The organism is Nitrosomonas sp. Is35 (assembly GCF_033063295.1).
GTDB lineage: Bacteria > Pseudomonadota > Gammaproteobacteria > Burkholderiales > Nitrosomonadaceae > Nitrosomonas.
This window is the reverse complement of sequence record NZ_JAWJZH010000001.1, coordinates 1515014-1539646: the sequence shown is the minus strand read 5'-3', so window position 1 is coordinate 1539646 and position 24633 is coordinate 1515014. Positions and strand designations below refer to the sequence as shown.

At 49.4% G+C, this 24633-nt stretch carries 24 protein-coding genes; 10 read left to right on the top strand and 14 right to left on the bottom strand.

What is annotated here, in order from left to right; translation table 11 throughout:
* Positions 1-174: 174 nt before the first annotated feature.
* The 7 genes from R2083_RS07085 to R2083_RS07055 all read right to left on the bottom strand — a co-directional run bounded on the left by R2083_RS07085 (position 175) and on the right by R2083_RS07055 (position 7042).
* Positions 175-519 carry a DMT family protein gene (locus R2083_RS07085; protein WP_317538986.1) on the bottom strand — a complete coding sequence of 115 codons (345 nt, stop codon included), beginning with the start codon at positions 517-519 and terminating at the stop codon, positions 175-177.
* Positions 520-523: 4 nt separating this feature from the next.
* The gene (ubiD, locus tag R2083_RS07080) at positions 524-1987 is read right to left on the bottom strand and encodes a 4-hydroxy-3-polyprenylbenzoate decarboxylase (protein WP_317537983.1); all 1464 of its coding nucleotides are present in this window, start codon (positions 1985-1987) and stop codon (positions 524-526) included.
* 11 nt (positions 1988-1998) lie between these two features.
* Complete coding sequence (ubiA, locus tag R2083_RS07075; RefSeq protein WP_317537982.1) at positions 1999-2868, bottom strand: 4-hydroxybenzoate octaprenyltransferase; 870 nt, start codon at positions 2866-2868, stop codon at positions 1999-2001.
* Positions 2865-3407 (bottom strand): chorismate--pyruvate lyase family protein, encoded by a 543-nt coding sequence (locus R2083_RS07070; RefSeq protein ID WP_317537981.1) that lies wholly within the window; start codon positions 3405-3407, stop codon positions 2865-2867. The genes ubiA and R2083_RS07070 overlap by 4 nt, the downstream gene beginning before the upstream one ends.
* A gap of 167 nt (positions 3408-3574) precedes the next feature.
* On the bottom strand, positions 3575-4507 hold the full coding sequence (locus R2083_RS07065) for a bestrophin family protein (protein ID WP_317537980.1): 933 nt from the start codon (positions 4505-4507) through the stop codon (positions 3575-3577).
* A 96-nt stretch (positions 4508-4603) separates the two neighbouring features.
* The gene (recG, locus tag R2083_RS07060) at positions 4604-6637 is read right to left on the bottom strand and encodes an ATP-dependent DNA helicase RecG (protein ID WP_317537979.1); all 2034 of its coding nucleotides are present in this window, start codon (positions 6635-6637) and stop codon (positions 4604-4606) included.
* A gap of 12 nt (positions 6638-6649) precedes the next feature.
* Positions 6650-7042: a Rid family detoxifying hydrolase gene (locus R2083_RS07055; RefSeq protein WP_317530733.1), complete on the bottom strand. Its 393-nt coding sequence runs from the start codon at positions 7040-7042 to the stop codon at positions 6650-6652.
* 153 nt (positions 7043-7195) lie between these two features.
* Here R2083_RS07055 and murA point away from each other — a divergent pair, with 153 nt between their 5' ends.
* Positions 7196-8449, top strand: a complete 1254-nt coding sequence (gene murA, locus R2083_RS07050; protein ID WP_317530734.1) for a UDP-N-acetylglucosamine 1-carboxyvinyltransferase — start codon at positions 7196-7198, stop codon at positions 8447-8449.
* Positions 8450-8524: 75 nt separating this feature from the next.
* Here murA and R2083_RS07045 read toward each other — a convergent pair whose 3' ends face one another.
* On the bottom strand, positions 8525-9139 hold the full coding sequence (locus R2083_RS07045) for a hypothetical protein (RefSeq protein ID WP_317537978.1): 615 nt from the start codon (positions 9137-9139) through the stop codon (positions 8525-8527).
* A 223-nt stretch (positions 9140-9362) separates the two neighbouring features.
* Here R2083_RS07045 and argH point away from each other — a divergent pair, with 223 nt between their 5' ends.
* The 6 genes from argH to htpX all read left to right on the top strand — a co-directional run bounded on the left by argH (position 9363) and on the right by htpX (position 16199).
* The gene (gene argH / locus R2083_RS07040) at positions 9363-10778 is read left to right on the top strand and encodes an argininosuccinate lyase (RefSeq protein ID WP_317537977.1); all 1416 of its coding nucleotides are present in this window, start codon (positions 9363-9365) and stop codon (positions 10776-10778) included.
* 3 nt (positions 10779-10781) lie between these two features.
* Positions 10782-11666 (top strand): fructosamine kinase family protein, encoded by an 885-nt coding sequence (locus R2083_RS07035; RefSeq protein ID WP_317537976.1) that lies wholly within the window; start codon positions 10782-10784, stop codon positions 11664-11666.
* Positions 11667-11750: 84 nt separating this feature from the next.
* Positions 11751-13427 (top strand): CTP synthase, encoded by a 1677-nt coding sequence (locus R2083_RS07030; RefSeq protein ID WP_317537975.1) that lies wholly within the window; start codon positions 11751-11753, stop codon positions 13425-13427.
* A 116-nt stretch (positions 13428-13543) separates the two neighbouring features.
* Complete coding sequence (eno, locus tag R2083_RS07025; protein ID WP_317537974.1) at positions 13544-14827, top strand: phosphopyruvate hydratase; 1284 nt, start codon at positions 13544-13546, stop codon at positions 14825-14827.
* Positions 14827-15135, top strand: coding sequence for a cell division protein FtsB (gene ftsB / locus R2083_RS07020; protein ID WP_317530740.1), 309 nt, complete (start codon positions 14827-14829; stop codon positions 15133-15135). The genes eno and ftsB overlap by 1 nt, the downstream gene beginning before the upstream one ends.
* A gap of 182 nt (positions 15136-15317) precedes the next feature.
* Entirely contained in the window at positions 15318-16199 is an 882-nt protein-coding gene (gene htpX, locus R2083_RS07015) for a protease HtpX (RefSeq protein WP_317537973.1), read from the top strand.
* Between the two features lie 127 nt (positions 16200-16326).
* On the opposite strand, the gene R2083_RS07010 is transcribed toward htpX, so the two are convergent.
* The gene (locus R2083_RS07010) at positions 16327-16731 is read right to left on the bottom strand and encodes an exosortase system-associated protein, TIGR04073 family (RefSeq protein ID WP_411172458.1); all 405 of its coding nucleotides are present in this window, start codon (positions 16729-16731) and stop codon (positions 16327-16329) included.
* 219 nt (positions 16732-16950) lie between these two features.
* Between R2083_RS07010 and R2083_RS07005 the strand changes: the two genes are divergently transcribed.
* Entirely contained in the window at positions 16951-18231 is a 1281-nt protein-coding gene (locus tag R2083_RS07005; protein WP_317537972.1) for a diguanylate cyclase, read from the top strand.
* Between the two features lie 25 nt (positions 18232-18256).
* Here the strand turns inward: R2083_RS07005 and R2083_RS07000 are convergent, their stop codons facing one another.
* The 5 genes from R2083_RS07000 to R2083_RS06980 all read right to left on the bottom strand — a co-directional run bounded on the left by R2083_RS07000 (position 18257) and on the right by R2083_RS06980 (position 22618).
* The gene (locus tag R2083_RS07000) at positions 18257-20014 is read right to left on the bottom strand and encodes a lysophospholipid acyltransferase family protein (protein WP_317537971.1); all 1758 of its coding nucleotides are present in this window, start codon (positions 20012-20014) and stop codon (positions 18257-18259) included.
* A 152-nt stretch (positions 20015-20166) separates the two neighbouring features.
* Positions 20167-20565, bottom strand: a complete 399-nt coding sequence (locus R2083_RS06995) for a PIN domain nuclease (protein ID WP_317538985.1) — start codon at positions 20563-20565, stop codon at positions 20167-20169.
* Positions 20565-20756 carry a type II toxin-antitoxin system VapB family antitoxin gene (locus tag R2083_RS06990; RefSeq protein ID WP_317530745.1) on the bottom strand — a complete coding sequence of 64 codons (192 nt, stop codon included), beginning with the start codon at positions 20754-20756 and terminating at the stop codon, positions 20565-20567. Before R2083_RS06990 ends, R2083_RS06995 begins: the two co-directional genes overlap by 1 nt.
* A 72-nt stretch (positions 20757-20828) precedes the next feature.
* Positions 20829-21593, bottom strand: coding sequence for an alpha/beta hydrolase (locus tag R2083_RS06985; RefSeq protein WP_317537970.1), 765 nt, complete (start codon positions 21591-21593; stop codon positions 20829-20831).
* Positions 21590-22618 carry a M14 family zinc carboxypeptidase gene (locus tag R2083_RS06980; RefSeq protein WP_317537969.1) on the bottom strand — a complete coding sequence of 343 codons (1029 nt, stop codon included), beginning with the start codon at positions 22616-22618 and terminating at the stop codon, positions 21590-21592. Before R2083_RS06980 ends, R2083_RS06985 begins: the two co-directional genes overlap by 4 nt.
* A 175-nt stretch (positions 22619-22793) precedes the next feature.
* On the opposite strand from R2083_RS06980, the gene R2083_RS06975 reads away from it, so the two are divergent.
* The gene (locus R2083_RS06975) at positions 22794-23630 is read left to right on the top strand and encodes a UDP-2,3-diacylglucosamine diphosphatase (protein ID WP_317530748.1); all 837 of its coding nucleotides are present in this window, start codon (positions 22794-22796) and stop codon (positions 23628-23630) included.
* 8 nt (positions 23631-23638) lie between these two features.
* Positions 23639-24565, top strand: a complete 927-nt coding sequence (locus R2083_RS06970) for a patatin-like phospholipase family protein (protein WP_317537968.1) — start codon at positions 23639-23641, stop codon at positions 24563-24565.
* Positions 24566-24633: the final 68 nt, after the last annotated feature.

Here is a 24633-nt window from a genome sequence, read left to right as displayed (position 1 = left end):
CAGTGCCTGTCTGTCTGATTCAATTATTCGCAATCCTTGATTACCGGTCTGCCGGATTCATCGCAAAATCTTACCGGCTTATTTATCCCAATAACTCAACATTGTACTATTTCTCGCAGTCGATGTTCTATCGAAAAACAGGGATTTTAAAATGTTCAAAACATCGAAACCCGATCAGCGTGCGCGGAACATGAAATAAACCGCGCCTACCATGCATAATGCGGCCCAGAGATAATCCAGCTTCAGCGGTTCTTTCAAATAAAACAATGCAAATGGCACAAACACGGTCAACGTGATGACCTCCTGCAAAATTTTGAGCTGCGCGACCGACAATACCGTGTAACCGATCCGGTTGGCCGGAACTTGCAGCATATATTCGAAAAAAGCAATGCTCCAGCTGACCAGCGCGGCGATAATCCACGGCTTGTGATTCAATTCCTTCAAATGCGCGTACCAGGCGAAGGTCATGAACACGTTACTCATCGTCAATAGCAAGATAGTATGCCCGATCTCACGCATGACGTTAAATCCCAAGATTTTGCCAAATGGCATCGACCCGCTGCTTAACTGCATCATCCATCACGATCGGCGTGCCCCATTCCCGATTCGTTTCACCGGGAAATTTATTGGTCGCGTCCAGCCCCATTTTACCGCCCAATCCGGAAATCGGACTGGCGAAATCGAGGTAGTCGATCGGTGTGTTTTCCACCAGCAAGGTATCGCGCACCGGATCGACGCGCGTAGTAATCGCCCAAATCACTTCCTTCCAGTCACGCACGTTGATGTCGTCGTCGGTGACGATGATAAACTTGGTGTACATGAACTGACGCAAAAAACTCCAGATACCGAACATCACGCGTTTGCTGTGTCCGGCATATTGCTTCTTCATACTGACCACCGCCATGCGGTACGAACACCCTTCCGGCGGCAGGTAAAAATCGGTAATTTCCGGGAATTGTTTTTGCAGTAAAGGCACGAATACTTCGTTCAACGCCACGCCAAGAATCGCCGGTTCATCCGGCGGTTTGCCGGTATAGGTGGAGTGATAAATCGGATTGCGCCGCATGGTGATGCGATCGATGGTAAAAACCGGGAAAGTTTCCTGTTCGTTGTAATAACCCGTGTGATCGCCATATGGTCCTTCCAATGCGGTTTCGCCGGGATGAATCGCGCCTTCGAGCACGATTTCTGCACTCGCCGGAACTTGCAGGTCATTGCCGATGCATTTCACCACTTCGGTTTTGGCACCACGCAGTAGTCCGGCGAACTGGTATTCGCTCAATGTATCCGGCACCGGTGTCACGGCACCGAGTATGGTCGCTGGGTCGGCGCCCAAAGCGACTGCCAGCGGATACGGTTTGCCCGGATTCAGCAAGCTGAATTCACGGAAATCCAGCGCCCCGCCGCGATGCGCCAGCCAGCGCATAATGACTTTATTCGGGCCGATGACTTGCTGGCGGTAAATACCTAGATTCTGCCGGGTTTTGTTCGGTCCGCGTGTCACCGTCAAACCCCAGGTGATCAGTGGCGCGACATCGCCCGGCCAGCAGGTTTGAATCGGTATGCGGCTCAGATCGACATCGTTGCCTTCCCACACGATTTCCTGACACGGCGCGCTGCTCAATTCTTTCGGCGCCATATTCAATACTTGCTTCAATAGCGGCAATTTATCCCAGGCATCTTTCAATCCCTTCGGCGGATCGGGTTCTTTCAGGTACGCCAATAATTTACCAACCTCGCGCAGCGCTTCGACCGATTCCTGCCCCATACCCAGCGCCACCCGTTTCGGTGTGCCAAACAGATTGCCGAGCACCGGCATGCTGTGCCCTTTGGGGTGCTCAAACAAAACCGCCGGGCCTTGCGCTTTCAGGATACGGTCGCAGATTTCCGTCATCTCCAGCGCCGGATCAATTTCCGTTTGAATGCGCTTGAGTTCACCCATTGCTTCCAGTTGCGCGATGAAATCCCGGAGGTCTTTATATTGCATGGATTAAATCCTTAATGCGGGAAAATGACAAAATCGAGCGCGATCCCGGCAAACACCGTCATTCCTACCCAATTGTTATGCAGAAATGCCTTGAAACACAAAGCCCGGTCGCGATGCCGGATCAATGTATATTGGTAAGCAATTAACCCGGTTGCAACCGATAATCCGGCGTAATACGCCCAATTCATCTGCTGCATTTGTCCGATGATCAGCATGATCGCGATGAAACAGGCATGACATACCATCACGCCCAGCACATCAAAGCGTCCAAAAGTAATCGCGGAAGTTTGGATGCCGATTTTCAAATCGTCCGGTTTATCGACGATGGCATACTCGGTATCGTACGCAATCACCCAGAACAGATTGGCCAGCATCAAAACCCAAATGATCGGCGGCAGGCCATCGGTTTGTGCGGCAAAAGCCATCGGAATGCCGAAACTGAACGCAATGCCCAGATAAGCTTGCGGCATCGCAAAGAAACGCTTGGTGAACGGATAGCTTCCAGCCAGAAACAGTGCCGGTACCGAAAGCAGGATGGTCAGTTGATTCAAAGGCAGAATCAGCAGAAATGCGCAGATACTCAATACTGCCGCCAGCAGCAAAGCTTCCTTGGAGCTAACCCGGCCGGCCGCCATCGGGCGATTTTTGGTGCGCTCGACATGCGGATCGATCTTGCGGTCGGCGTAGTCATTGATGACACAGCCCGCTGAGCGCATCAGCACCGTGCCCAACACAAAAATGACCAGAATCTGCCCATCGGGTATTCCCTGTGCGGCAAACCACAGACCCCACAGCATCGGCCATAACAACAGTAAAATACCGATCGGTTTATCAAGCCGCATCAATTGCGCATAGATTCTAATTCGGTCTGCCAAATTCATAGCGGTAAATTCAAGATAGCGGGTAAAAAAACTTCGGTTACTAATATCGATTGCCCGTGCAGTGTAAACAACGAGCGCCGCGCCCACAGATTGGCCGGTGTCTCCGGCAAGCGCGCACATGCACGATCATAAAGGAAATGGCCACGGCTGACTTTTTTAAATTCCAGCGGTGTGCGCTTGATTTTGGGATTGGTAAACAAAACCGTTCCCAGTGATTTATTGCCCAATCCGCTCAAACCCCGCCATGCACCGCGCAGGTTTTTATGCGCCACCACCGAATGCGCAAACACCACTGGCGTATTCCCGCAGTATAAATAAACTTCCCGCACCATGGCCAACTCACTGGCACGCAATCCCATCACACCCAACTCATCCCCGTAAATCCTGCTGAACGATTGGAATAGGCGTTGTACGCGAAATTGTCCGCAGCGATCCTGGATGCGGCGCGTCAATGACCCGCGATCCTGTAACCAGTTACGTTGATGGTATGAAACAGAAGTCAGTGTGGAATGCCATGCCAGCGGATGCGCTTTGTTCATTGCGGCAAAGCTAGAAAATGAAAGTGTTGCATGCTAGAAATTCTTAACCTGAGATCTGGCAAAGCCATACTGAGAATTGTTGAGCGGCATTATACATCAGTCTCAAAGAGGGAATTGTAAAACAGGGATGATCGCGGTGAGGAAAGCGAAATTGTTCGTTTTTGTCATCACATCAAAATATCATCCACAGGACTAAGAGGAACCGGCCGGTCGGGGGCATCGATCAGTTCCAGCAAGTTAATCTCGATATTGCGTGAAATCGCAGTCAACGGCAGATCATTCGGTTGCAAACCGAAAGGATCTTCAATTTCATCGCCGATGGCATCCAATTCAAAGAAGGCATACGAAATCAGCAGCACAACAATCGGCGTCAGTACACTGGTGGTTTCAACCAATCCAAACGGCAGGAAAATGCAGTAAGAGGCCACAATACGGTGGATCAATACGGAATAACTGAACGGTAGTGGGGTATTTCTGATGCGTTCGCAGCCGCCGAGAATATGGGTGAGCTCGTTGATCTGCGCATCCATCGCCGGATGATTGAATTCACTTAGCCACTGCCGTTCGCGCGCAATTGCAAGATCACGGCCCAGTTGCTGCAAAATGGCCAGCGGACGGTGTGTCGATTGGAGTACTTGAGCCAGATCATCCGGCGTTAGAAATTTTTTGATTTCCTCAGCGGAATCTTCCCTACGTAAATGACAGCGCAGTGCATGCGTATACGCAATCATGCGTTTGACAAACATTTCGCGAAACTGCCGTACCGCCTCATTATCCTGTGGCGCTTTGATCAGAAAACATGTTTGGCGCGCCAGATTGCGCGAAGTGTTGACCAATGCACCCCAAAGTTTGCGCCCTTCCCAAAATTTATCGTACGAAGCGCTATTACGGAAGCCCAGGAATATACCCAGCGCAACACCAATCAGCAAGAACGGAGTCGTCGTGAGCGTATACGCTTGAATGTTGTAGTACAGCTCGATATAGGTCACGATCATCGCGGAGATAGTCACCATGAGGATACGTGGCCACGTCACCATGAAACTGCTGCCTCTGAAATGAAACAGCAATCGTGTCCATGAAACCTTATCCTTAACAATCATGACAGTAATGATCCTTTATCGTTTGATTCAATCTATTCATTTGATCCTAACCGGTTAACGATGGCAGCGTACCGGTGACAGCAAATCCATGTATCTTCATACTCGCAAATATTCGGTTTTATCCCCCAGCCACCGCTCGATATGCCGCTGCACCAGCTCCGGATAGCTGTTGAGCATTTCTTCCGCGGCAGCTTGCGCGGCTGTGATGAGCTCTCCATCTTGTTCCAGATCGGCAAAACGCAGCATCGGTACACCACTCTGCCGCGCTCCCAGGAATTCACCGGGGCCGCGCAAGTTTAAATCCTGACGGGCGATTTCAAAACCATCGGTATGTTCAAAAATAATTCTGAGCCGCTTGCGGGCGATCTCGGACAAGGGTTGTTGAAACATCAGAATACAAATACTCGCTTCCGGTCCGCGCCCGACACGGCCGCGTAACTGATGCAATTGCGACAAACCCATGCGTTCGGCGTTTTCGATCACCATCAGCGACGCATTCGGCACATCCACACCGACTTCAATAACCGTTGTCGCGACCAGTAATTGGATTTCTCCTTGCTTGAACGCTGACATCACAGTGGCTTTTTCCTGCGCAGGCAAGCGTCCATGCACCAAGCCAATCGTTAAATCCGGAAAAACCGAGTGCAAATTTTCAAATGTTTCCATCGCGGTTTGCAATTGCAACGTCTCGGATTCCTCGATCAACGGGCAAACCCAATAGACTTGCTTACCTTGCTCGCAGGCATGACGTATACGCGCAATAACCTCTTCACGGCGGTTACCGGCGATCAATTTGGTCACGACCGGCGAGCGGCCCGGCGGCAATTCGTCGATGATTGACACGTCCAGATCGGCGAAATAACTCATCGACAATGTGCGTGGAATCGGTGTCGCGCTCATCATCAACTGGTGCGGTACTTGATCGGATTGCGTACCTTTCATGCGCAGTGCCAGGCGCTGCTGCACGCCGAAGCGGTGTTGCTCATCAATAATCGCCAGACCCAATTGATGAAATATCACCTGATCCTGGAACAGCGCGTGCGTACCGGCAGCCAAGTGCGCAGCGCCGGATGCGATATCGTCCAGCACCGCTTGCTTTTGTTTCTTCTTCTGGCTGCCGGACAGCCAAACCACCTTGATTCCCAACGGCTCAAACCAGCCGGTTAATTTCTGAAAATGCTGCTCGGCAAGAATCTCGGTCGGCGCCATGATAGCCGCCTGATAACCATTTTCAATCGCCTGTAACGCGGCCAACGCGGCCACGATCGTTTTGCCGCTGCCGACATCGCCTTGCAGCAAGCGCTGCATCGGATACGCGGAAGCCAAATCTCGGCTGATTTCTGTGCAAACTCTGATTTGCGCAGTTGTCAGGGTAAAACTCAGTTGCGCGAGAAATTGCTGTTTCAGTGTGTCTTTTTGCGCCAGCGCCGGTGCGGAACGGCTACGCCGTTGCCGGTAATGCAAACGCATCGATAATTGCTGCGCCAGCAATTCGTCGAATTTGACGCGCCGCCAAGCCGGATGCGTGCGCGTTTGCAACGCTTCGATCGATACCTCGGGCGGCGGATTATGCAGACACTGGATGCTATCCGGAAGACTCATCAGCCGGTATTTCCGGACAATAAGGTCAGGGATGGTTTCGGTCAGCATGTGCTGTGCATTCCGCAAAGCCTGTGCGATCAATTTGCTCAGAATCGTTTGCGTCAAACCCGCTGTCGTGGGATAAACCGGCGTCATTGTATCCGCCAGCGATTCTCCTTCACGAACGATGCGGCATTTGGGATGCACCATTTCGGCGCCAAAAAAACCGCCACGTATCTCGCCCAATAACCGCACACGCTTTCCCACTGCATACATTTTGATTTGACTGCCGTAGAAATTCAGAAAGCGCATCACTACAACACCGCTGTTATCTTCCACCTGGCAAACCAGTTGCCGTCTGGGACGAAAAACCACTTCATTGTGAATTATAACGCCTTCAACTTGTACCGTTTGCCCTGGCGGCGCATCGGCGATGGGAAATAGATGTGTTTCATCTTCATAACGAATCGGCAGGTGCAAAATCAAACCCAGTTCGGTAGCAATGCCCAAACGAGATAATTTTTCCTGCACCTGCGGGCTGGCAGTCACTGAGTTGATTGATCAGCTTTGCAGCACCATGACTGCATCCATTTCCACCAGCGCATCGCGCGGCAGCGCTTTAACACCGACGGCGGCACGGGCCGGATAGGGCTGGGAAAAATGACTGGCCATGATTTCATTGACCAGCGCGAAATTGCCGAGATCGGTGAGAAATATATTGAGCTTCACAATATCGTTCAAACTGCCGTCACTGGCTGCCGCCACCGCTTTCAGGTTGGCGAATACCTGCTGAATCTGGGCTTCAATCCCATCCGCCATTTGCATGCTGACCGGATTCAATCCAATCTGTCCCGATAGATAAATGGTATATCCTCCTCCCCGCACCCGTACTGCTTGCGAATAAGTGCCAATGGCTTGTGGCGCATCGGCGGTATGGATGATTTGCTTGGTCATTTTTTCTCCTGATGAAATTGATTCGGTATTTTTTGTTATAGTTGGCGCCCGCGAGCAACCTTAACCGCACTATTGCGGTATGATGCAGTGAACTTGGGCACATTTCAACCAGGCCGGAATTTTAATCGAAACTTCATTTGTATTTTTCATGCTATGCAAAAACTGATTATCCAGGGGGGCGTACCGCTACAAGGCGAAATTTCCATTTCGGGCGCAAAAAACGCCGCGCTTCCAGTGTTGTGCGCCGCGTTGCTCACCGGGGAATCGCTTAAAATCACTAATGTTCCCGCATTGCATGACATCACCACCATGATGTCACTGCTCAAACAAATGGGAACGGATATTTCTATGCCTAGCAACAATGAAGTGGTGCTATCGGCCGCCACGCTGTCCCAGTTGATCGCACCGTATGAAATGGTCAAAACCATGCGCGCCGCCATTCTGGTGCTTGGCCCTTTGCTTGCGCGCGCCGGAGAAGCGGAGATTTCATTGCCCGGCGGCTGCGCCATCGGTCTGCGCCCGGTCGATCAACACATCAAAGGCTTGCAGGCAATGGGCGCGGAAATTCATATCCGGCATGGCTACATTCATGCGGTAGCGAAAAAACTGCACGGCGCGCGCATCGTTTTCGATATCGTGACGGTCACCGGTACCGAGAATCTGATGATGGCGGCAACTCTCGCCGAAGGAACGACAATTCTCGAAAATGCGGCGCGAGAACCGGAGATTATCGATCTTGCCAACTGCTTGAAAGCGATGGGAGCAAAAATTCAAGGCGCTGGCACCGACATCATCACAATTGAAGGTGTACCGTCGCTGCATGGCGCGGAACACATGGTCATGCCGGATCGTATTGAAACCGGTACATTTCTGGTCGCGGCTACCGCCACCGGTGGTGAAATTCATTTAAAAAATACCGATGCGCATCTTCTTGACGCGGTATTGGATAAATTAACCGAAGCCGGTGCACGAATTGATTCCAATGAAAATTGGATTAACCTGAGAATGCACGCGAAACCCAAGTCTGTGAATGTGCGTACCGCCCCCTACCCGGCTTTTCCGACCGATATGCAGGCGCAATTCATGTCGCTGAATTGCATTGCTGATGGAACCGCGATCATTACCGAAACCATTTTTGAAAACCGCCTGATGCATGTGCAGGAATTGAAGCGCATGAACGCCAGCATCGAAGTCGAAGGCAACGCCGCCATCGTCACCGGCATTGCTCACTTGGACGGTACCAATGTCATGGCAACCGATCTACGCGCTTCGGCCAGTCTCGTGATTGCCGGATTGATTGCGCAAGGTGAAACCGTGATTGACCGTATCTATCACCTGGATCGCGGTTATGAAAATATCGAAGGAAAACTATCCGCGCTCGGCGCGCAAATCCGCCGTATCCAATAAAAAAAGGCTTTTGCCATCGCAAAAGCCTTTCATTCATTGCAACAAGTTTTAAACCGCGTGTGCGGTCAATCTTTATTAGAATTTAGGTTGTTTGTAGCTGACAACCAAAGTGGCGATTTTCTTGTTTAATCCCATGACTGGAACAACCAGAATTTTTTTACCGTCGACATCCGATCTAACCGAAATCTTTTGCAAATTCAGAATTTCTTTCGGAAATATTTCCGTTCCTTTTGTTTCTTCCAGACGTTTATCGGTGGAAACCAGCAATTGCCCATCTTCACCGATCAATACCACACGTTCGGTATCTTTCATTCTGACGATTTCACTCAAATATTGATCGATCTGGTCAACATTGTTGCGGATTAATTCACCGCGCACCGCCCAAGATAAAACTTGCCCGAAGCGCTCTTCTTCCTTCACGTATTGCTGATCGGCGTATTCCCGCGCTTGTTGTGTGATAATCGCACGCTCACTTTCAAGTTTCTTCGCCATATCCGATTCCACTTTGCTGACGGCGATCATTTTCCATGCGATGACAACAATGATAAGCCCGATCAATGCACCGGCATACTTTGCGGGCAATTGCATCGTCGGGATCTGTGCCATCCATTCGAACTTCGAATTGAATTGTGAGAATAAATTATCAGCTTTCGATTGCTGGTTTGGATTTTGTCTATTGTAATCCGACATGAATAACTCCTTGTGTTATGGGTGGCAGAGGAAAACGCGAATTATCCACTAATACGTATAGAAGGAAAAGTGGCGTGCATCAATTAACTGAAATGATTGCGCGCCGCGGATCGGAAAATCGGCAAAAATCGCACCAGCACAAAATAACCGGCTGGGTATTTATGTTTTATAATGCCGCCTGTTAATATTTTGATCAGAAAACAAAGGAATAAAGAGCCACGTAATGAATAATGACCCTGCATTGCAACAAGATGACAATAAAAAAACCTGGTCGGGCCGTTTCAATGAACCGGTTTCAGCGCTGGTGGAACGTTATACCGCTTCCGTGAGTTTTGACCAACGCCTAGCTGAATACGATATCCAGGGATCGCTGGCGCACGCGCAGATGCTGGCGGAACAGGGCATTATCAGCACTGCGGATTTAACCGCTATTCAGCAAGGAATGCAGCAAATCCGTGATGAAATCCGTGATCATCAATTTGTCTGGTTGCAGGAGCTGGAAGATGTTCACTTGAATATTGAAAAGCGCCTGACTGCCTTGGTTGGCGATGCCGGAAAACGGTTGCACACCGGCCGCTCGCGTAACGATCAGGTAGCAACCGACATTCGCTTATTTTTACGCGCCGCGATCGACGAAATAATCGATCTGATCAAGGCCATGCAACACGCATTGCTCAATCTGGCGGAACAGCATATTCATACGATCATGCCTGGTTTTACCCATCTGCAAGTGGCGCAGCCGGTGTCGTTCGGCCATCACCTGATGGCCTATTTTGAGATGCTGAAACGCGATGCTGAGCGCTTGGCCGATTGCAGCAAAAGGGTCAATCAATTGCCGCTGGGTGCCGCCGCGCTGGCTGGCACGAGTTATCCGATCAACCGCGAGCGGGTTGCACAACTGCTCGGTTTTGAAGCGGTTTGCCAGAATTCACTGGATGCCGTTTCGGATCGCGATTTTGCGATCGAATTCAGTGCCTGTGCGGCGCTCATCATGACGCATTTATCGCGTATGTCGGAAGAATTCATTCTATGGATGAATCCGGCATTCGGTTTTATTCAACTGGCCGACCGCTTCTGCACCGGTTCCTCGATCATGCCGCAGAAAAAGAATCCGGATGTGCCGGAACTGGTGCGTGGCAAAACCGGGCGCGTCAACGGTCACCTGGTGGCGCTGCTCACCTTGATGAAAGCGCAACCGCTGGCTTACAACAAGGACAATCAGGAAGACAAGGAACCGCTATTTGATATCGTCGACACTTTGACCGATACACTGCGGATTTACGCCGACATGCTGGGTGGTGTCCGCGTCAATCAAGAGACTATGCGCGCATCGGCACTACGCGGTTATGCCACTGCCACGGATCTGGCCGATTATTTGGTCAAAAAAGGGATTCCCTTTCGCGATGCGCATGAAATCGTGGCCAAAGCGGTGCAGTATGCGGAACAAAAAGGCTGCGATTTGAGTAAGCTTGCGTTGAATGAATTACAACAATTCTCGGTACAGATTGAATCCGGTATTTTCACCGTATTGACGCTGGAAGGTTCGATGAATAGCCGGAATCACACTGGCGGCACCGCACCGGAGCAAGTGCAGGCAGCAATTCAAAAAGCCAAGGCATGGTTGTCACGGGATATGTAAAACATGCAGGTATGGCATGACATCAGTGCACAAATTTCCGCTGTCACAAATACACTTTTCAAAATAAAAGAATCCCGTTCAATTGCCGGCGGCTGTATCAATCAGGCGTATTGCATTACAGATGGCGCGCAACGCTATTTTGTCAAACTCAATACAACTGATAACCTGATCATGTTTGAAGCGGAAGCCACTGGCCTCCAGGAAATTCATCAATCGCAAACATTGCGCGTTCCGTTGCCTGTTTGCTACGGTCAAAATGATCATGCCGCATGGCTGGTTCTGGAATATTTACCGTTAAACGGCGGCGGACGTGGCCATGCAGCGGATTTAGGCAAGCAATTGGCTGCCATGCATCGCACGACTGCAAAACAATTCGGTTGGGTGCGCGACAACACCATCGGACAAACCCTGCAAATCAATACGCCGTCATCGGATTGGGTCAATTTCTGGCGTACGCAGCGGCTGGGTTTTCAATTGGATCTGGCCAAAACCAATGGGTATAACGGCAAACTGCAAAAACTGGGAGAACAATTATTGATCGATCTGGATAAATTTTTTTCCGATGCGCCGCCGCTTCCCGCGTTGTTGCATGGCGATCTATGGAGTGGCAATTTTGCTTATGATGACAGCGAAAATCCGGTAGTATTTGATCCGGCGGTCTATTATGGCGACCGGGAAGCGGATATTGCCATGACCGAACTTTTCGGCGGTTTCCCCACCGATTTTTATTCTGCTTACCGGTATGATTATCCTTTGGATTCCGGTTATAATATTCGCAAATTGGTTTATAACCTCTATCATATTCTTAATCATTTGAATCTTTTTGGTAGCAGCTACCGGCATCAAACTGAACAAACGATCAATACGTTACTCGCTGAAATTCGTTAATAAATACTGGACGCCCTATCCGCTCGGAGCCATGCAATTCAATTTTACCGATCTCATGAATTTTTCTCATTGCGATAACCGCTCATGACCAAGTATGTCTTTGTGACTGGCGGTGTTGTTTCTTCCCTGGGCAAAGGAATTGCCGCTGCATCTCTGGGTGCTTTGCTGGAGTCGCGCGGGCTTAAAGTAACGATGCTCAAGCTGGATCCGTACATTAATGTGGATCCCGGCACCATGAGCCCGTTTCAGCATGGCGAAGTATTTGTCACGGAAGACGGTGCTGAAACCGACCTGGATCTGGGGCATTACGAGCGTTTTATCAGCACGCGCATGACGCGGCATAATAACTTCACCACCGGGCAAATCTATGAAAGCGTGATCCGCAAGGAAAGACGCGGCGATTATCTCGGCGGCACGGTGCAAGTGATCCCGCATATCACCGATGAAATCAAGCGTTATATTCAGATGGGCGTAGGCGATGCGCAAGTTGCGATTATCGAAATCGGCGGCACGGTCGGCGATATTGAATCGCTGCCGTTTTTGGAAGCCATCCGGCAAATGGCGGTGCAAAATCCGCGCACAGATACCTGTTTTATTCACCTTACCTTACTGCCTTATATCGGATCGGCCGGTGAATTGAAAACCAAACCCACGCAGCATTCGGTCAAGGAGTTGCGCGAAATCGGCATTCAACCGGATGTGTTGCTATGCCGCTCGGATCGTGAAGTACCCAAGGAAGAACGCAGAAAAATTGCGCTTTTTACCAATGTACAGGAAGAAGCCGTTATCTCCGCCATCGATGTCGACAGTATCTACAAAATCCCGGGCTTGCTGCATGAACAAATGCTCGATGAAATCATTTGCCACAAACTGAGTATTCTGGCAAAACCGGCTGATTTGAGCGTGTGGAAAAAACTGGTGTATGCACTGGAGCACCCGAAACATACCGTTACCATTGCCATTGTCGGCAAATATGTCGATTTGACCGAATCCTATAAGTCGCTCTCCGAAGCTTTAATTCACGCGGGGATTCATACCAACAGCCGGATTAACATCGTCTACATCGATTCTGAAAATATCGAAAAAGAAGGCACGGATTGCTTGGTCGACATGAATGCCATTCTGGTTCCCGGCGGTTTTGGCAAACGCGGTGTGGAAGGCAAAATCATGGCGATCAATTTTGCCCGTACCCACCGCATTCCGTATTTGGGAATTTGTCTGGGTATGCAATTGGCGGTGATTGAATATGCACGCAATAAAACCAGCATGAAAGGCGCGCACAGCACCGAATTTAATCCGGACACCCCCTACCCGGTCATCGGTTTGATCACCGAATGGCGGACGCGCGACGGACAAATCGAAGTACGCGATGAGAATTCCGATATCGGCGGCAGCATGCGCTTGGGTGGGCAGGAATGTATGTTGAAAAAGGATTCGCTCGCTTGGAAAACCTATGGCGCGGATACCATTAGCGAACGTCACCGTCATCGCTACGAAGTCAATAGTTTTTATATTCCAAAATTGGAAAAAGCCGGGCTTTGCATCAGTGGTTTTTCCAAGGAAGAAAATTTGTGTGAAATGATAGAGCTTCCTGAAACAGATCACCCCTGGTTTCTGGGCTGTCAGTTTCATCCCGAATTCACCTCCACACCCCGGTTAGGCCACCCGCTATTCAAGTCCTATGTTCAGGCGGCGATTCATTTTGCTCATGAGCACCAACACGCCGGAGATGAAAAAATACATGCCGTACGGACTAGTTAGTTCAACAGAAAATTACCGGCAGCGCAGCTAAAAAGACTAGAAATTACCGCCTGCCATACCAGAAATAAAATAAATAACAACCACTTAACAACAGTCAACAACAGGGAAAATGTAGCATGAGTGCAATAGTAGATGTCATCGCCCGCGAGATTCTGGATTCTCGCGGTAATCCAACCATTGAAGCGGATGTACTGCTGGAATCCGGTGTGCTCGGACGCGCCTCGGTTCCTTCCGGCGCATCCGTCGGCACCCGGGAGGCGATGGAATTACGCGATGGCGATGCGCAGCGCTATTCGGGCAAAGGCGTGCTCAAAGCCGTGGAGAATGTGAATACCGAAATTTCCGAAACACTAATGGGATTGGATGCCATCGATCAAAGCTTCATCGATCAAGAACTGATCAATCTGGACGGCACTGAAAACAAATCCAGACTTGGCGCCAATGCCATCCTCGCGGTATCCCTCGCGGTTGCTAAAGCGGCTGCGGAAGAATCCGGCTTGCCGTTGTACCGTTACCTCGGTGGCGCCGCTTCGATGTCGATGCCAGTGCCGATGATGAACTTGATCAATGGCGGCGCGCATGCCAACAACAATATCAACATGCAGGAATTCATGATCGTCCCGCTGGGAATTGCTAATTTTCGCGATGCGATCCGATGCGGCGCGGAAGTTTTCAGCACGTTAAAGAAACTCATCAACGACAAAGGCATGCCTACAACCGTCGGCGATGAAGGCGGATTTGCTCCCAATCTGGAAAGCAATGAAGCCGCTTTGCAGTTGATCGTGCAAGCAATCGATCAAGCAGGATATCAACCGGGTAGAGACGTTGCCATCGGCATTGACTGTGCCAGTTCGGAGTTTTACCACGATGGTAAATACCATTTAGGATCCGAGGGCCTGCAGCTGACATCGGCGCAGTTTACGGACTATCTGGCATCGTGGGTGGATAAATACCCGATTATCACGATCGAAGACGGTATGAGCGAACTTGACTGGAACGGTTGGGAATTGCTGACCGAAAAATTAGGTAAATCAATCCAATTGGTCGGTGACGATATCTTCGTAACCAATACCAGAATTCTGCAGGAAGGCATTAAACGCAATATCGCCAATTCCATCTTGATCAAAGTGAATCAGATCGGCACCTTAACTGAAACCTTTGCCGCGATTGAGATGGCGAAATGCGCCGGTTACACAGCGGTCATTTCGCATCGTTCCGGCGAAACCGAAGACACCACCATTGCCGATATCGCCGTCGCCACAAACGCTTTACAAATCAAAACCGGCTCACTGTCCCGTTCCGATCGTCTCGCCAAATACAATCAACTGTTGCGGATTGAAGAAGATTTGGGAGATTTGGCCAGCTACGCCGGCCGGAGAGCATTTTACCAACTCAAATAATGAAGCTATTGAGTTTCCTCCTGTTCGTCGCCATTGCTGCAATGCAATACCCATTATGGCTTGGGAAAGCAAGCTGGCTCAGGGTTTGGCAAGTAGATCAGGAGGTTGTTGCGGCACGGGCGGAGAATTTGCAGCTGCAGAATCGTAACAACATGCTCGAAGCCGAAGTCAACGATCTGAAACAAGGACTTGAAGCCATTGAAGAACGTGCCCGCAGCGACTTGGGCATGATCAAAGAAGGCGAGATTCTCTTTCAGATCGTCAGAAATACCCAGCCTAAATCCACGCAATCGAATCCTGCACAATAAATTTCTGCGAACCCTTCAGGAAATTGCGCACCTAAAACCAAGCCGGGCAGCTGCATTAATTCGCTTGCAATCACCCGGCTTAATCAGAAAATTTTAACTATAATTTGCTTGAAAAATGATGAGAAATTCATATATCAATACCAGTCTTGTTTTGTATTCGATAAATACCATGGAGTAAAAGAATGAAAAGAATTCTTCTTTTTTTGGCAACTAATTTGGCCATTGTAGTTGTTCTAAGCATCACATTACGATTGCTTGGCGTTGAAAAAATCCTTGATGCACAAGGAACCGGTCTGAATATCAATTCCCTGCTGATATTCGCAGCGGTATTCGGCTTTGGCGGCTCATTCATGTCGCTTGCCTTGTCCAAATGGACAGCAAAACGCTTCACTGGTGCTCAAGTCATCGAAATGCCGCGAAACGCGCAAGAACATTGGCTGGTTGCTACGGTACAACGGCAAGCGGCAGCGGCTGGGATCGGCATGCCGGAGGTGGCTATTTACGATGCGCCGGATGTCAATGCATTCGCCACCGGCATGTCACGAAACGATGCGCTGGTCGCGGTGAGCACTGGTCTTCTCAACAACATGAGTCAGGATGAAGCCGAGGCCGTGCTGGCGCATGAAGTCAGTCATATTGCTAACGGTGATATGGTCACCCTGGCGTTGATCCAAGGCGTCGTCAATACATTTGTCATTTTCCTGTCGCGCGTTATCGGCCATACCGTCGATCGTGTCATTTTCAAAACAGAAGAAGGACATGGCCCCGCCTTCTGGATTACCAACATCGTTGCCGAAATCGTGCTCGGTGTGTTGGCCAGTATTATCGTTATGTGGTTTAGCCGTCAGCGTGAATTTCGCGCCGATGCGGGCGGCGCCAGCCTGGCCGGAAGAGCGAAGATGATTGCTGCACTCCGGCGCTTGCAAATGATTCATGAACCGGCGCATTTACCTAATCAATTGGCCGCTTTCGGTATTTCCGGTGGCAGCAATGGATTTTCGCGCTTATTCATGTCACATCCGCCGCTGGAAGAAAGAATCGCGGCACTTGAAACGCAACGCTAAATCTGTAGCGCACACATCTCCGTTACTGATAATAAAACGCCGTACCGGTAGAGACTGGTACGGCGTTTTGCTTTTATGGTGCCGGGTAACGTTATAAAACTGCGTTACCTAGTGCGGCAACTATGAATCAATAGGATGTTTCACGCGAAAAATCTTGCCAAATATAGGGCGGATTAACTGATGGCTTGGTTGGAATAAAGAAAGTTGCGGCATCCAACACACCCACTAAACTGCGGCCAACGGTATGCATGATCCCCATGGCTAGTCCCACGGTGATGCCGTAAGCCGGTCCTTCTTTTTGGCTGGTTAAAATAATATTTTTGGGCAGTTCCACCCACCCGGTCACTGCATTCGCTACACCGCTGGAAAATTTCTCGGCTGAGTTATTAATATAGCTGTCCGAAGCAATCGCTTGAGACGAGAAAAGGAATAATATCGAAAGCACCCAGAACAGTTTTACAATGCTTCTCATCAAAAAATCTCCTTTATTCAGTTTTTTTAGAAATTGATTTTTGCCTTGATAAGAAAACAAGCAAAAATTCCTCAGCAGTTTACCTCTTCATGGTTAATCAGACAAATCCATGCACATCAAAGCGATTGTGCCGGTTCAACGATCGAGCCTAGTAAAAAATAAATCTCCTAAAAAACCCAACCGGAATGTCGATATCCATGTTCCTGGCAAAACGTAACGTAAACCGCAGAATCTCTGTTGCTTGTAACCGGCTTGATGTCATTGAAGGAGTATCGAAATATGGAAGGACTTATCGTTGAACCATCCAGAACTTATCAAAAACTGCTATCAACTGCGATCGAATCAGGCGGATTGGGTACCAAACAAGTCTCAACGGGTGGTGAAGCGCTTACATTATTGAGGAAACAGCCTTTTGATCTGGTATTTATCGCCACGCACTTGCAGGATATGGATGGCCCCATGTTTTCATCGCAATTACGCGCCGATTCCCGTACCCGGCAAATTCCGCTGGTGATGATTACCGCAAACGACAATAAGGAGTTTCAGGACGAAGCATTTTCAGCCGGTGTAACAGAAATATTTTCCAAGCATGAATTAGATAAAATCACCAGTTATACCGTGCAGTTTTCGAGGAAACGATGCAACAAGGCAATGAGCGGTCATATTTTGTATCTTGAAGACAGCACATCCATGGCAAGCGCAGTGACTGCATTGCTCACCGGGTGCGGTTATACGGTGGATCATTTCAGTAATGGTGAAGAAGGATTATTGGCGTTGCAAAACAATGATTATGATCTGGTGCTAGCCGATACTTTGCTGAAAGGCAGACTCAATGGCCACGCGATTGTAAAAGCCATTCGCAGTCTTGAGGATGACAAAAAAGACTTGCCGCTACTGGTCTTTTCGGTTCTTGATGACGCTACGCGTAAAGTTGAGCTGCTGCGTTCCGGTGTCAATGACTATGTCAGTAAGCCGCTGATTCAAGAAGAATTGCTGACGCGAATCAACACGCTGATCAGTAACAAGAAATTGTTAAGCAAAGCAATCATGCAGCAGAGCCAGATGCACGAATTGACAATGAAAGACCCGCTTACCGGTTTATATAATCGCTATTTTCTGCTGGAAACAGCGCCATCGAAATTGAGCGAGGCCGCCCGGCACAGCATTCCATGCAGTCTGATTATAGTGGATATCGACCGGTTCAAATCGATCAACGATAACTTCGGTCTCGCCAGCGGGGATAAAGTATTGAAAGAAGTTGCTGCGACACTCACCGGCTCCATTCGCAGAGAAGATATCGCGGCACGATATGGTGAGGAGGAATTTGCTCTGCTGCTGCCGCATTGTGATCTTGCGGGTGCAGCGATGATCGCCGAGAAAATACGCCACTCCATCGAGCATTTGCAACTCTCCGGCATTCATGTCACCGCAAGCCTGGGCGTTGCCGAATTGCAACCCAATTCGTCTGATGGTTTCTCCGATTTATTGAAAGCCGCAGCGGAAGCGGCCGATCGCGCTAAATCAAATGGATGTAATCAAGTTTTCGTATATCGTCCATAGCAATCTTAAGTTTCAATCATGGCTGCTATGCGGAATTCCGTTCCAGCATGGCGGCCGCATGACTCTCAATATAGCGTTGATGTTTTTTTTCCTTGATCGCACCGACATGCACCAGAATCAACGCATCCACACAGTTTGAGAATTGCGGATCGATATTAAAACCGAGAAACTCACAACCGCCCGGTTCGCATAATTCCACGTATTGCTTATACAGCACCGGGACTTTAACGCCGGATGCATCGAGTTTCTCTTTCAACAGCGAATACGCTTGCTTGTATTCCGTTTCATCAGAGGCTTTGTTGAATGATGAAAAATCCGCTGCGGCATCAAATTCGAACGGAATCCTGGGAGCGGCCAGCCGTTGGTCATTGCCGCGCAGTTGATGGTAGAAATTTGCGATCGTTTGTTGCGCCGCTTCCGGTAGCGCCGTGCTCATCGACACCGGCCCGGCCATATAGCGAATTTCAGGGTGCTGATACAGATAAGCGCCGATGCCATACCATAGATAATCCAAGCTACGTTTATTTTGATAACGAGGCTGAATGAAACTGCGCCCCAGCTCGATCGATTGCTCCAGGTACGGCAGAAATGCCGGATTGAATTCAAATAAACTATACGTGTACAGCCCTTCCGCGCCACGTGTCTTAAGAATTTTTGCCGCTTCCCCGATGCGATACGAGCCGATAATCTCCAGCTCATCTTCGTCCCACAGAATCAGATGGCGGTAGTAACGGTCGTAGCTGTCGATATCCAACGCATTGCCTGTACCTTCCTGCACCTGACGGAACGACAATTCGCGCAACCGCCCTATTTCCCGCATCACACTGGAATTCGGCAGATAGTCGAACAGATAAATATGCTTGCCGTCCTGGGTTTTGCCGATCAACTGCGACGCTTTCAGTTCCTTGCGGATCAACTTGGTACGGACGGGATGGATGATATTTTCAATCGGCTTGAACAGTTCCTTCTTTTTCTTCTCGCCGAGCCAGTAAACTTGCTTGCGCATCAACTTTGCCGCCGCTTTCTTGGATAAATCCATCGCGGCGATCGATTCCCACGGAATCGGTTTGCCAATGCGGAACGAAACTTCACCGCCTTTCTTGTTAAACATTTCATTGACCAGCATCATCGTGCCAAGCGGCTTGTAAATGCTCGATAAACCATAAAACATCGCGGAATTTTTGCCGCCGATATGCACCGGCACAATCGGCGCTTTGGTTTTCTTGGCCAACGAAATAAATCCGGATTTCCATTTACCGTCGCGCACCCCCAGCGGAGAAATACGCGACACTTCGCCAGTGGGAAACACAATCACCGCTTGCTCCGCCTCCAGCGCCGCTACAATCAAGTTCAAATTGTCGCGATGCTTCGCCACCTTAGAAAAATTATCCACCGGCAGAAACAAACTTTTCAGCGGATCGATACAATCCAGCAAGCTCGTCGACACAATCTTCACATCGGTGCGAATCTCCGATACCAGCTTCAGCAACGCCAATCCATCCAAGGAACCGAGCGGATGATTGGCTACAATCAACACCCGGCGCTGATCCGGAATGCGTGCCCGGTCCTTGCTGGAAACCTGAAACGAAAAATTAAAATGCTCCAGCACCGCATCGTTGAATTCCAATCCTTCCAAATGCCGGTGTGTCTCGATAAAACGATTGATCTCTTCCTGATGCAACAGCTTTTTCAACAACGAAGACGCCGCCTTCATCAGCGGCTTATCGCTCTGCACCTGCGAATCTGGGAAATAATCTTTCAGCATTGCATCGACATCCAGCATAAAACCGACTCCATTACGGGAATTGAATACTGATGAAGATATAGGATTAATATGACAAGAAAATGACAGTGCTATCTGGCATCGGCCAAGAAGAAGTCATTCTGCCTACTTACAAGCTCTCAGAAGTTAGAATGGAATATTGACGTTAAAAATCACAAAACCGACGCATCTTTCAGCCTCAGATTTTCAACATATGGAACAAAATCACGATCTGAGAAAAGCAAAGGCGTTTTGGTTTCGATGCAGTAAGTGGCGATGAGGCAATCGATGGTTTTTTTGATGGTGATACCTTGCTTTCTGAGCATGCGATAGTTTTGGGCCGATTTAATTGCCAAATCACTATTGCAAAGTTGCACGAGTTCAAGCTCTGTCAGTAGTGATTTTGCTATTTGGTAATCTTTGTCGTTTCTAAATCCTTGCAGCACTTCAGCTAAAATTAAATCCCCAACAATGATCACCGTGCTGGACAAATAATGATCGAGTTTCTCGGTCTCACTGCTAATTTTACCGTTGAAAAAATCCACCCATACACTGGTGTCGATCAATACCATCAATCCGTTCTCATGTCGTCGAGATTACCATCCCATTTCAATTTACCCCGATGTCGCTTGATCGCTTCTTGTTTCTTTATTCTTATCAAAGTTAACAGGCCGAGTTCTACGGCTTCTTTTTTGGTCTTTACGCCGGTCAACTTGATAACTTCATTCATCAGTTCGTCGTCAATAACAATATTGGTTCTCATTATACCTCCATGTGTATGGTTGCGCTCTATTGTACACATAGAATATAGAATACGCATATGGTTCACTCGTTGTTATTGACTGGATAGCTCGTTTATCGTTGTATCAAGCCATTGCTTAATGTTTTGAACCAACCACTCCGGTTCATCCAGCGGTAAATCATGCCCGGCGGATTCATTTTCAACATAATCCGCATTCCAGGTTTGCGCCAATTTACGGCTGCAGCGGTAATCCACTAGCCGGTCCGCCCGGCTGGTGACGACCAATAGCGGTTGCTGCGGTTTTGCGGTGACTGAAAATTTCATGGCGGCGAGCAATTGGTTTCTGGCGCTGGCTGGCGATACGGGATTCTGTTGTTGCCATTGCTGCCAGGATTCGAGCAGTTTTGTATCGTGTTGATGGCGGTTAGAAGTCAACCGCAAAATATCCGCTTCCCTTTTCGCAATAGATTGAAAAATCAGCGGCAGAACATGCGGATAAGCCGTCCAGCGCAGACGGTGGTAAAACGGCGATAGCGGTCTGGCGCTGGTGTTGATCAGTACCGCAGCTTCGATCTCCTTTGGATAACGCATCATCCAATCGATTGCGATCATGCCGCCCATCGACAATGCGATCAACCGTACCGGCTGGTTCAAATTAATTTGCTGGCGCAACGCATAGGTCATAGCGGCGATGGTGTCCGGGCTGATTTCATGATTGCGCAAACCATTGCCGGGAATATCCGGTGTGCTGATTAGCGCAGCGGGAAATTGTTGTTGCAGATGCGCGGTAAATTCACCCCAATGCCGTGCTTCACGCCACAATCCCCGGATCAGCACAAAATGCTCGGATTGACTCATGGGTACCACAGCGCCCGCGCTTGTTGCTCCAGTTTCTCCGCATCGCTTTGATTGATCCAATTTTGATACGACAGCGTCGCGTGCAGCAGAAACTCCATCAGAATCAAATGGCTTCTCAGCACCCGGTTGAGCCGGTGCGGCTTGATCGGATGGTACAGACCAAGCAACTGGCGCAGTTGTAGCGGATTCTTGCGAATCCAGCGCCATGAACCCATTTCCAATGTTAATGGCAGAAAAACGTTGTTCTGTTCCAATGACTTCAAATACAAAAAATCCCACAAATCGCCATGCACCAGATAATGCTGCGATTGCGGCTCGAACAGATAATCCTGGTGCGGATAGGTTTGCATGAACAAATTGCGCAAATAACAGATTTCCTTCAAATGCTTGACCGGTTCGCGCCGGCTCCGGGCATAAGGGAACCAGATCTGGTTGCGGAAACCGAAACCGGAATGACAGTCGAGCGCCAGACTGAACGGCGCAGGCAAGACTTCTTGCGCGATAAAATCGCACAATGCCTGGGCTTCCGGCTGCATGACGTCGCCGGTTTTTCCCCGGTACCACGGCAAAGACGGTGAGATGCGGTGTCCACCGGCCAGTAAAATGGTTTTTTCAACACTATCGACCGGCGCATTGCGCATCAAGTCGACACCCTGCCCGTTCGCGCGAGTTTTGTTCAGCATGCCAACGGGATTGACGATGGGTATGAAATGAATGCGCACGTGTTGCAGTATTTCTGCCAATACCCGGTCCCACTTGAGCCGCTCCAGCAAGCCTTCAAGGAATGCGATGACGACTTGCGTGCCGATGCGTTCCAAACCGTGAATACCGGCGACATACGTCACACACGGCACATCCGGCGCGCGGTTGCCGAGTGTCAGCGCATACACCGGCAGCAAGTCATCGCCATACGGCACCTGGCACAGCACCCGGCTCTGTAAGATCGCCGCATCGCGCTCTCGCAGAATAGCCTCGATTTGTTCCAGCTCGGGAAAGGATTGTTTGATCGTTGACGGAGCGCGCATTTTTGCTGGATTGAGGGTTGCCGGAATACCGGTTGCGGTAAAAGGCAGATGTTACTCGAATCTTTTCTTGCGCAGCAAAGAATCGCCCCATGTTTTCCGCTTTTCACAAAGAATTCATCAATATTTAACAAATGCTTCAAAGAAGCTTAACAAACACACTCTATGCTGCACAGCCATGACTAATCCACTTAAAAAGGCATTTATGGTGAAGAATAAAGCCCCTATCAAAGTAAGAAGCGTCTGGATTTCGGATGTGCATCTCGGATTCCGCGGCTGCCAGGCGGAAGCGCTATTGCACTTTCTGCATTCGGTTGAAACCGATTATCTCTTTCTGGTCGGCGATATTGTCGATTTCTGGAGTATCAAAAAGAGTCCTTACTGGCCGCAGCACCATACCAATGTCATCCGCTCCATCCTGGGCAAAGCCAAACACGGTACTAAAGTGATTTACGTGCCGGGCAATCACGATGAAGCGTTGCGCGATTGTATCGGCCATGTGTTCGGTAATGTGGAAATTCATCAGGATTATGTACACACCACCACGGATGGTAAAAAACTGCTGGTCATGCACGGCGATGAATTCGATATGATCGTGAAGAACAGCCGCTGGCTCGCCAAATTAGGCAATATCGCTTACGACACTCTGCTAGATCTAAATCATTATATCAATAGGTTACGTAAATTCTTTGGTTATTCGTACTGGTCGCTCGCGGCTTATCTGAAGTTGAAGGTAAAAAACGCAGTCAGTTACATCAGCAGTTTTGAAGAAGCTTTGGCGCATCTGGCCAAGGACCGCGGCGTTGACGGTGTGGTGTGCGGTCACATCCATCATGCCGAATTGCGGGAAATCAATTCCGTGCTCTACTGCAACGACGGCGACTGGGTAGAAAGCTGCTCGACCTTGCTGGAGCATCTCGATGGTTCGCTGGAATTGGTCTTCTGGTCTGAGCGGTTTGAACAGCACAAAAATCTCGTGCACGCGGAATTGCTGGCCAGCAAACGAGCGGCTTAAGCACACCGTTGAAACACGCTTTGCACCCTAAAACCATTTTAAGCCTGGACGGCGGCGGCAGTCATCTGTTGATTCAACTAAGCGTATTGGCTTGCCTGGAAGAGGATACCGGCGTTGCCACGTACGACTTGTTCGATCTGATTGCCGGTTCCTCCTCCGGCGGATTGATCACCTGTTTGATTCTGGGACGGCAATTGAGCGCACAGCGGATCATCGAGAAAATTCTGCAAGAAAAATTGCTGGAAAAAATAATGACGGAACATCGCTTTGGCCGGTTGCTGAACCGTTTGCAAGTTCGCCCCAAATACCAGGGCATTCCGAAAAAACTGGCGCTGCAAAACGAGCTGGGCGATTTGAAGCTGTCCTCGCTCGACAAACAGATTTTTGTCCCCTGCTTCAATCTCAATCAAGATCAATTGGAAATCTTCACCAATGACAGTCAGCCGGATTTTTTACTCAGCGAAATCGCCGATGCCTGCACCGCTGCGCCCTCGTATTACCCGCCGGTGCAAATGAAGGATGGCGGCTGGCGCATCGATGGCGGCGTGGGCATGAATAATCCCGGATTCAGCGCATACCTCTATGCGCAACGTTGCTGGAATGACTGCACAATCAAAATGCTTTCCATCGGCTCAGGCTGGCGTAGTTTTGCAATCAAAGGCGCAAGCGCTTGTGGTTACGGCGGCGTGCAATGGTCGGCGCAAGGGATCGCCTCGATCATTCTCAGGGAAAAAATGCTGGCAAATGTGAGGACGACTGAGGCAGTTTTGGGCAATCAAGTGTTGTATATCAATCACTATCTGAAGGATTATGACATGCCGGATCAGATGGATTCGGCCAATAACGCCATCGTGCAGCAAAAGGCGTTGGACATCGGCCAACGCTGGTATGCACTTCACCGCGGCCAAATTCAACAATGGCTGCAACCCGAGTAATCACTCAGTGTTTTATTCAAAGCACAAGAAAATTATTATCCGCGAATATTGGCAAGTGAAATTAATCG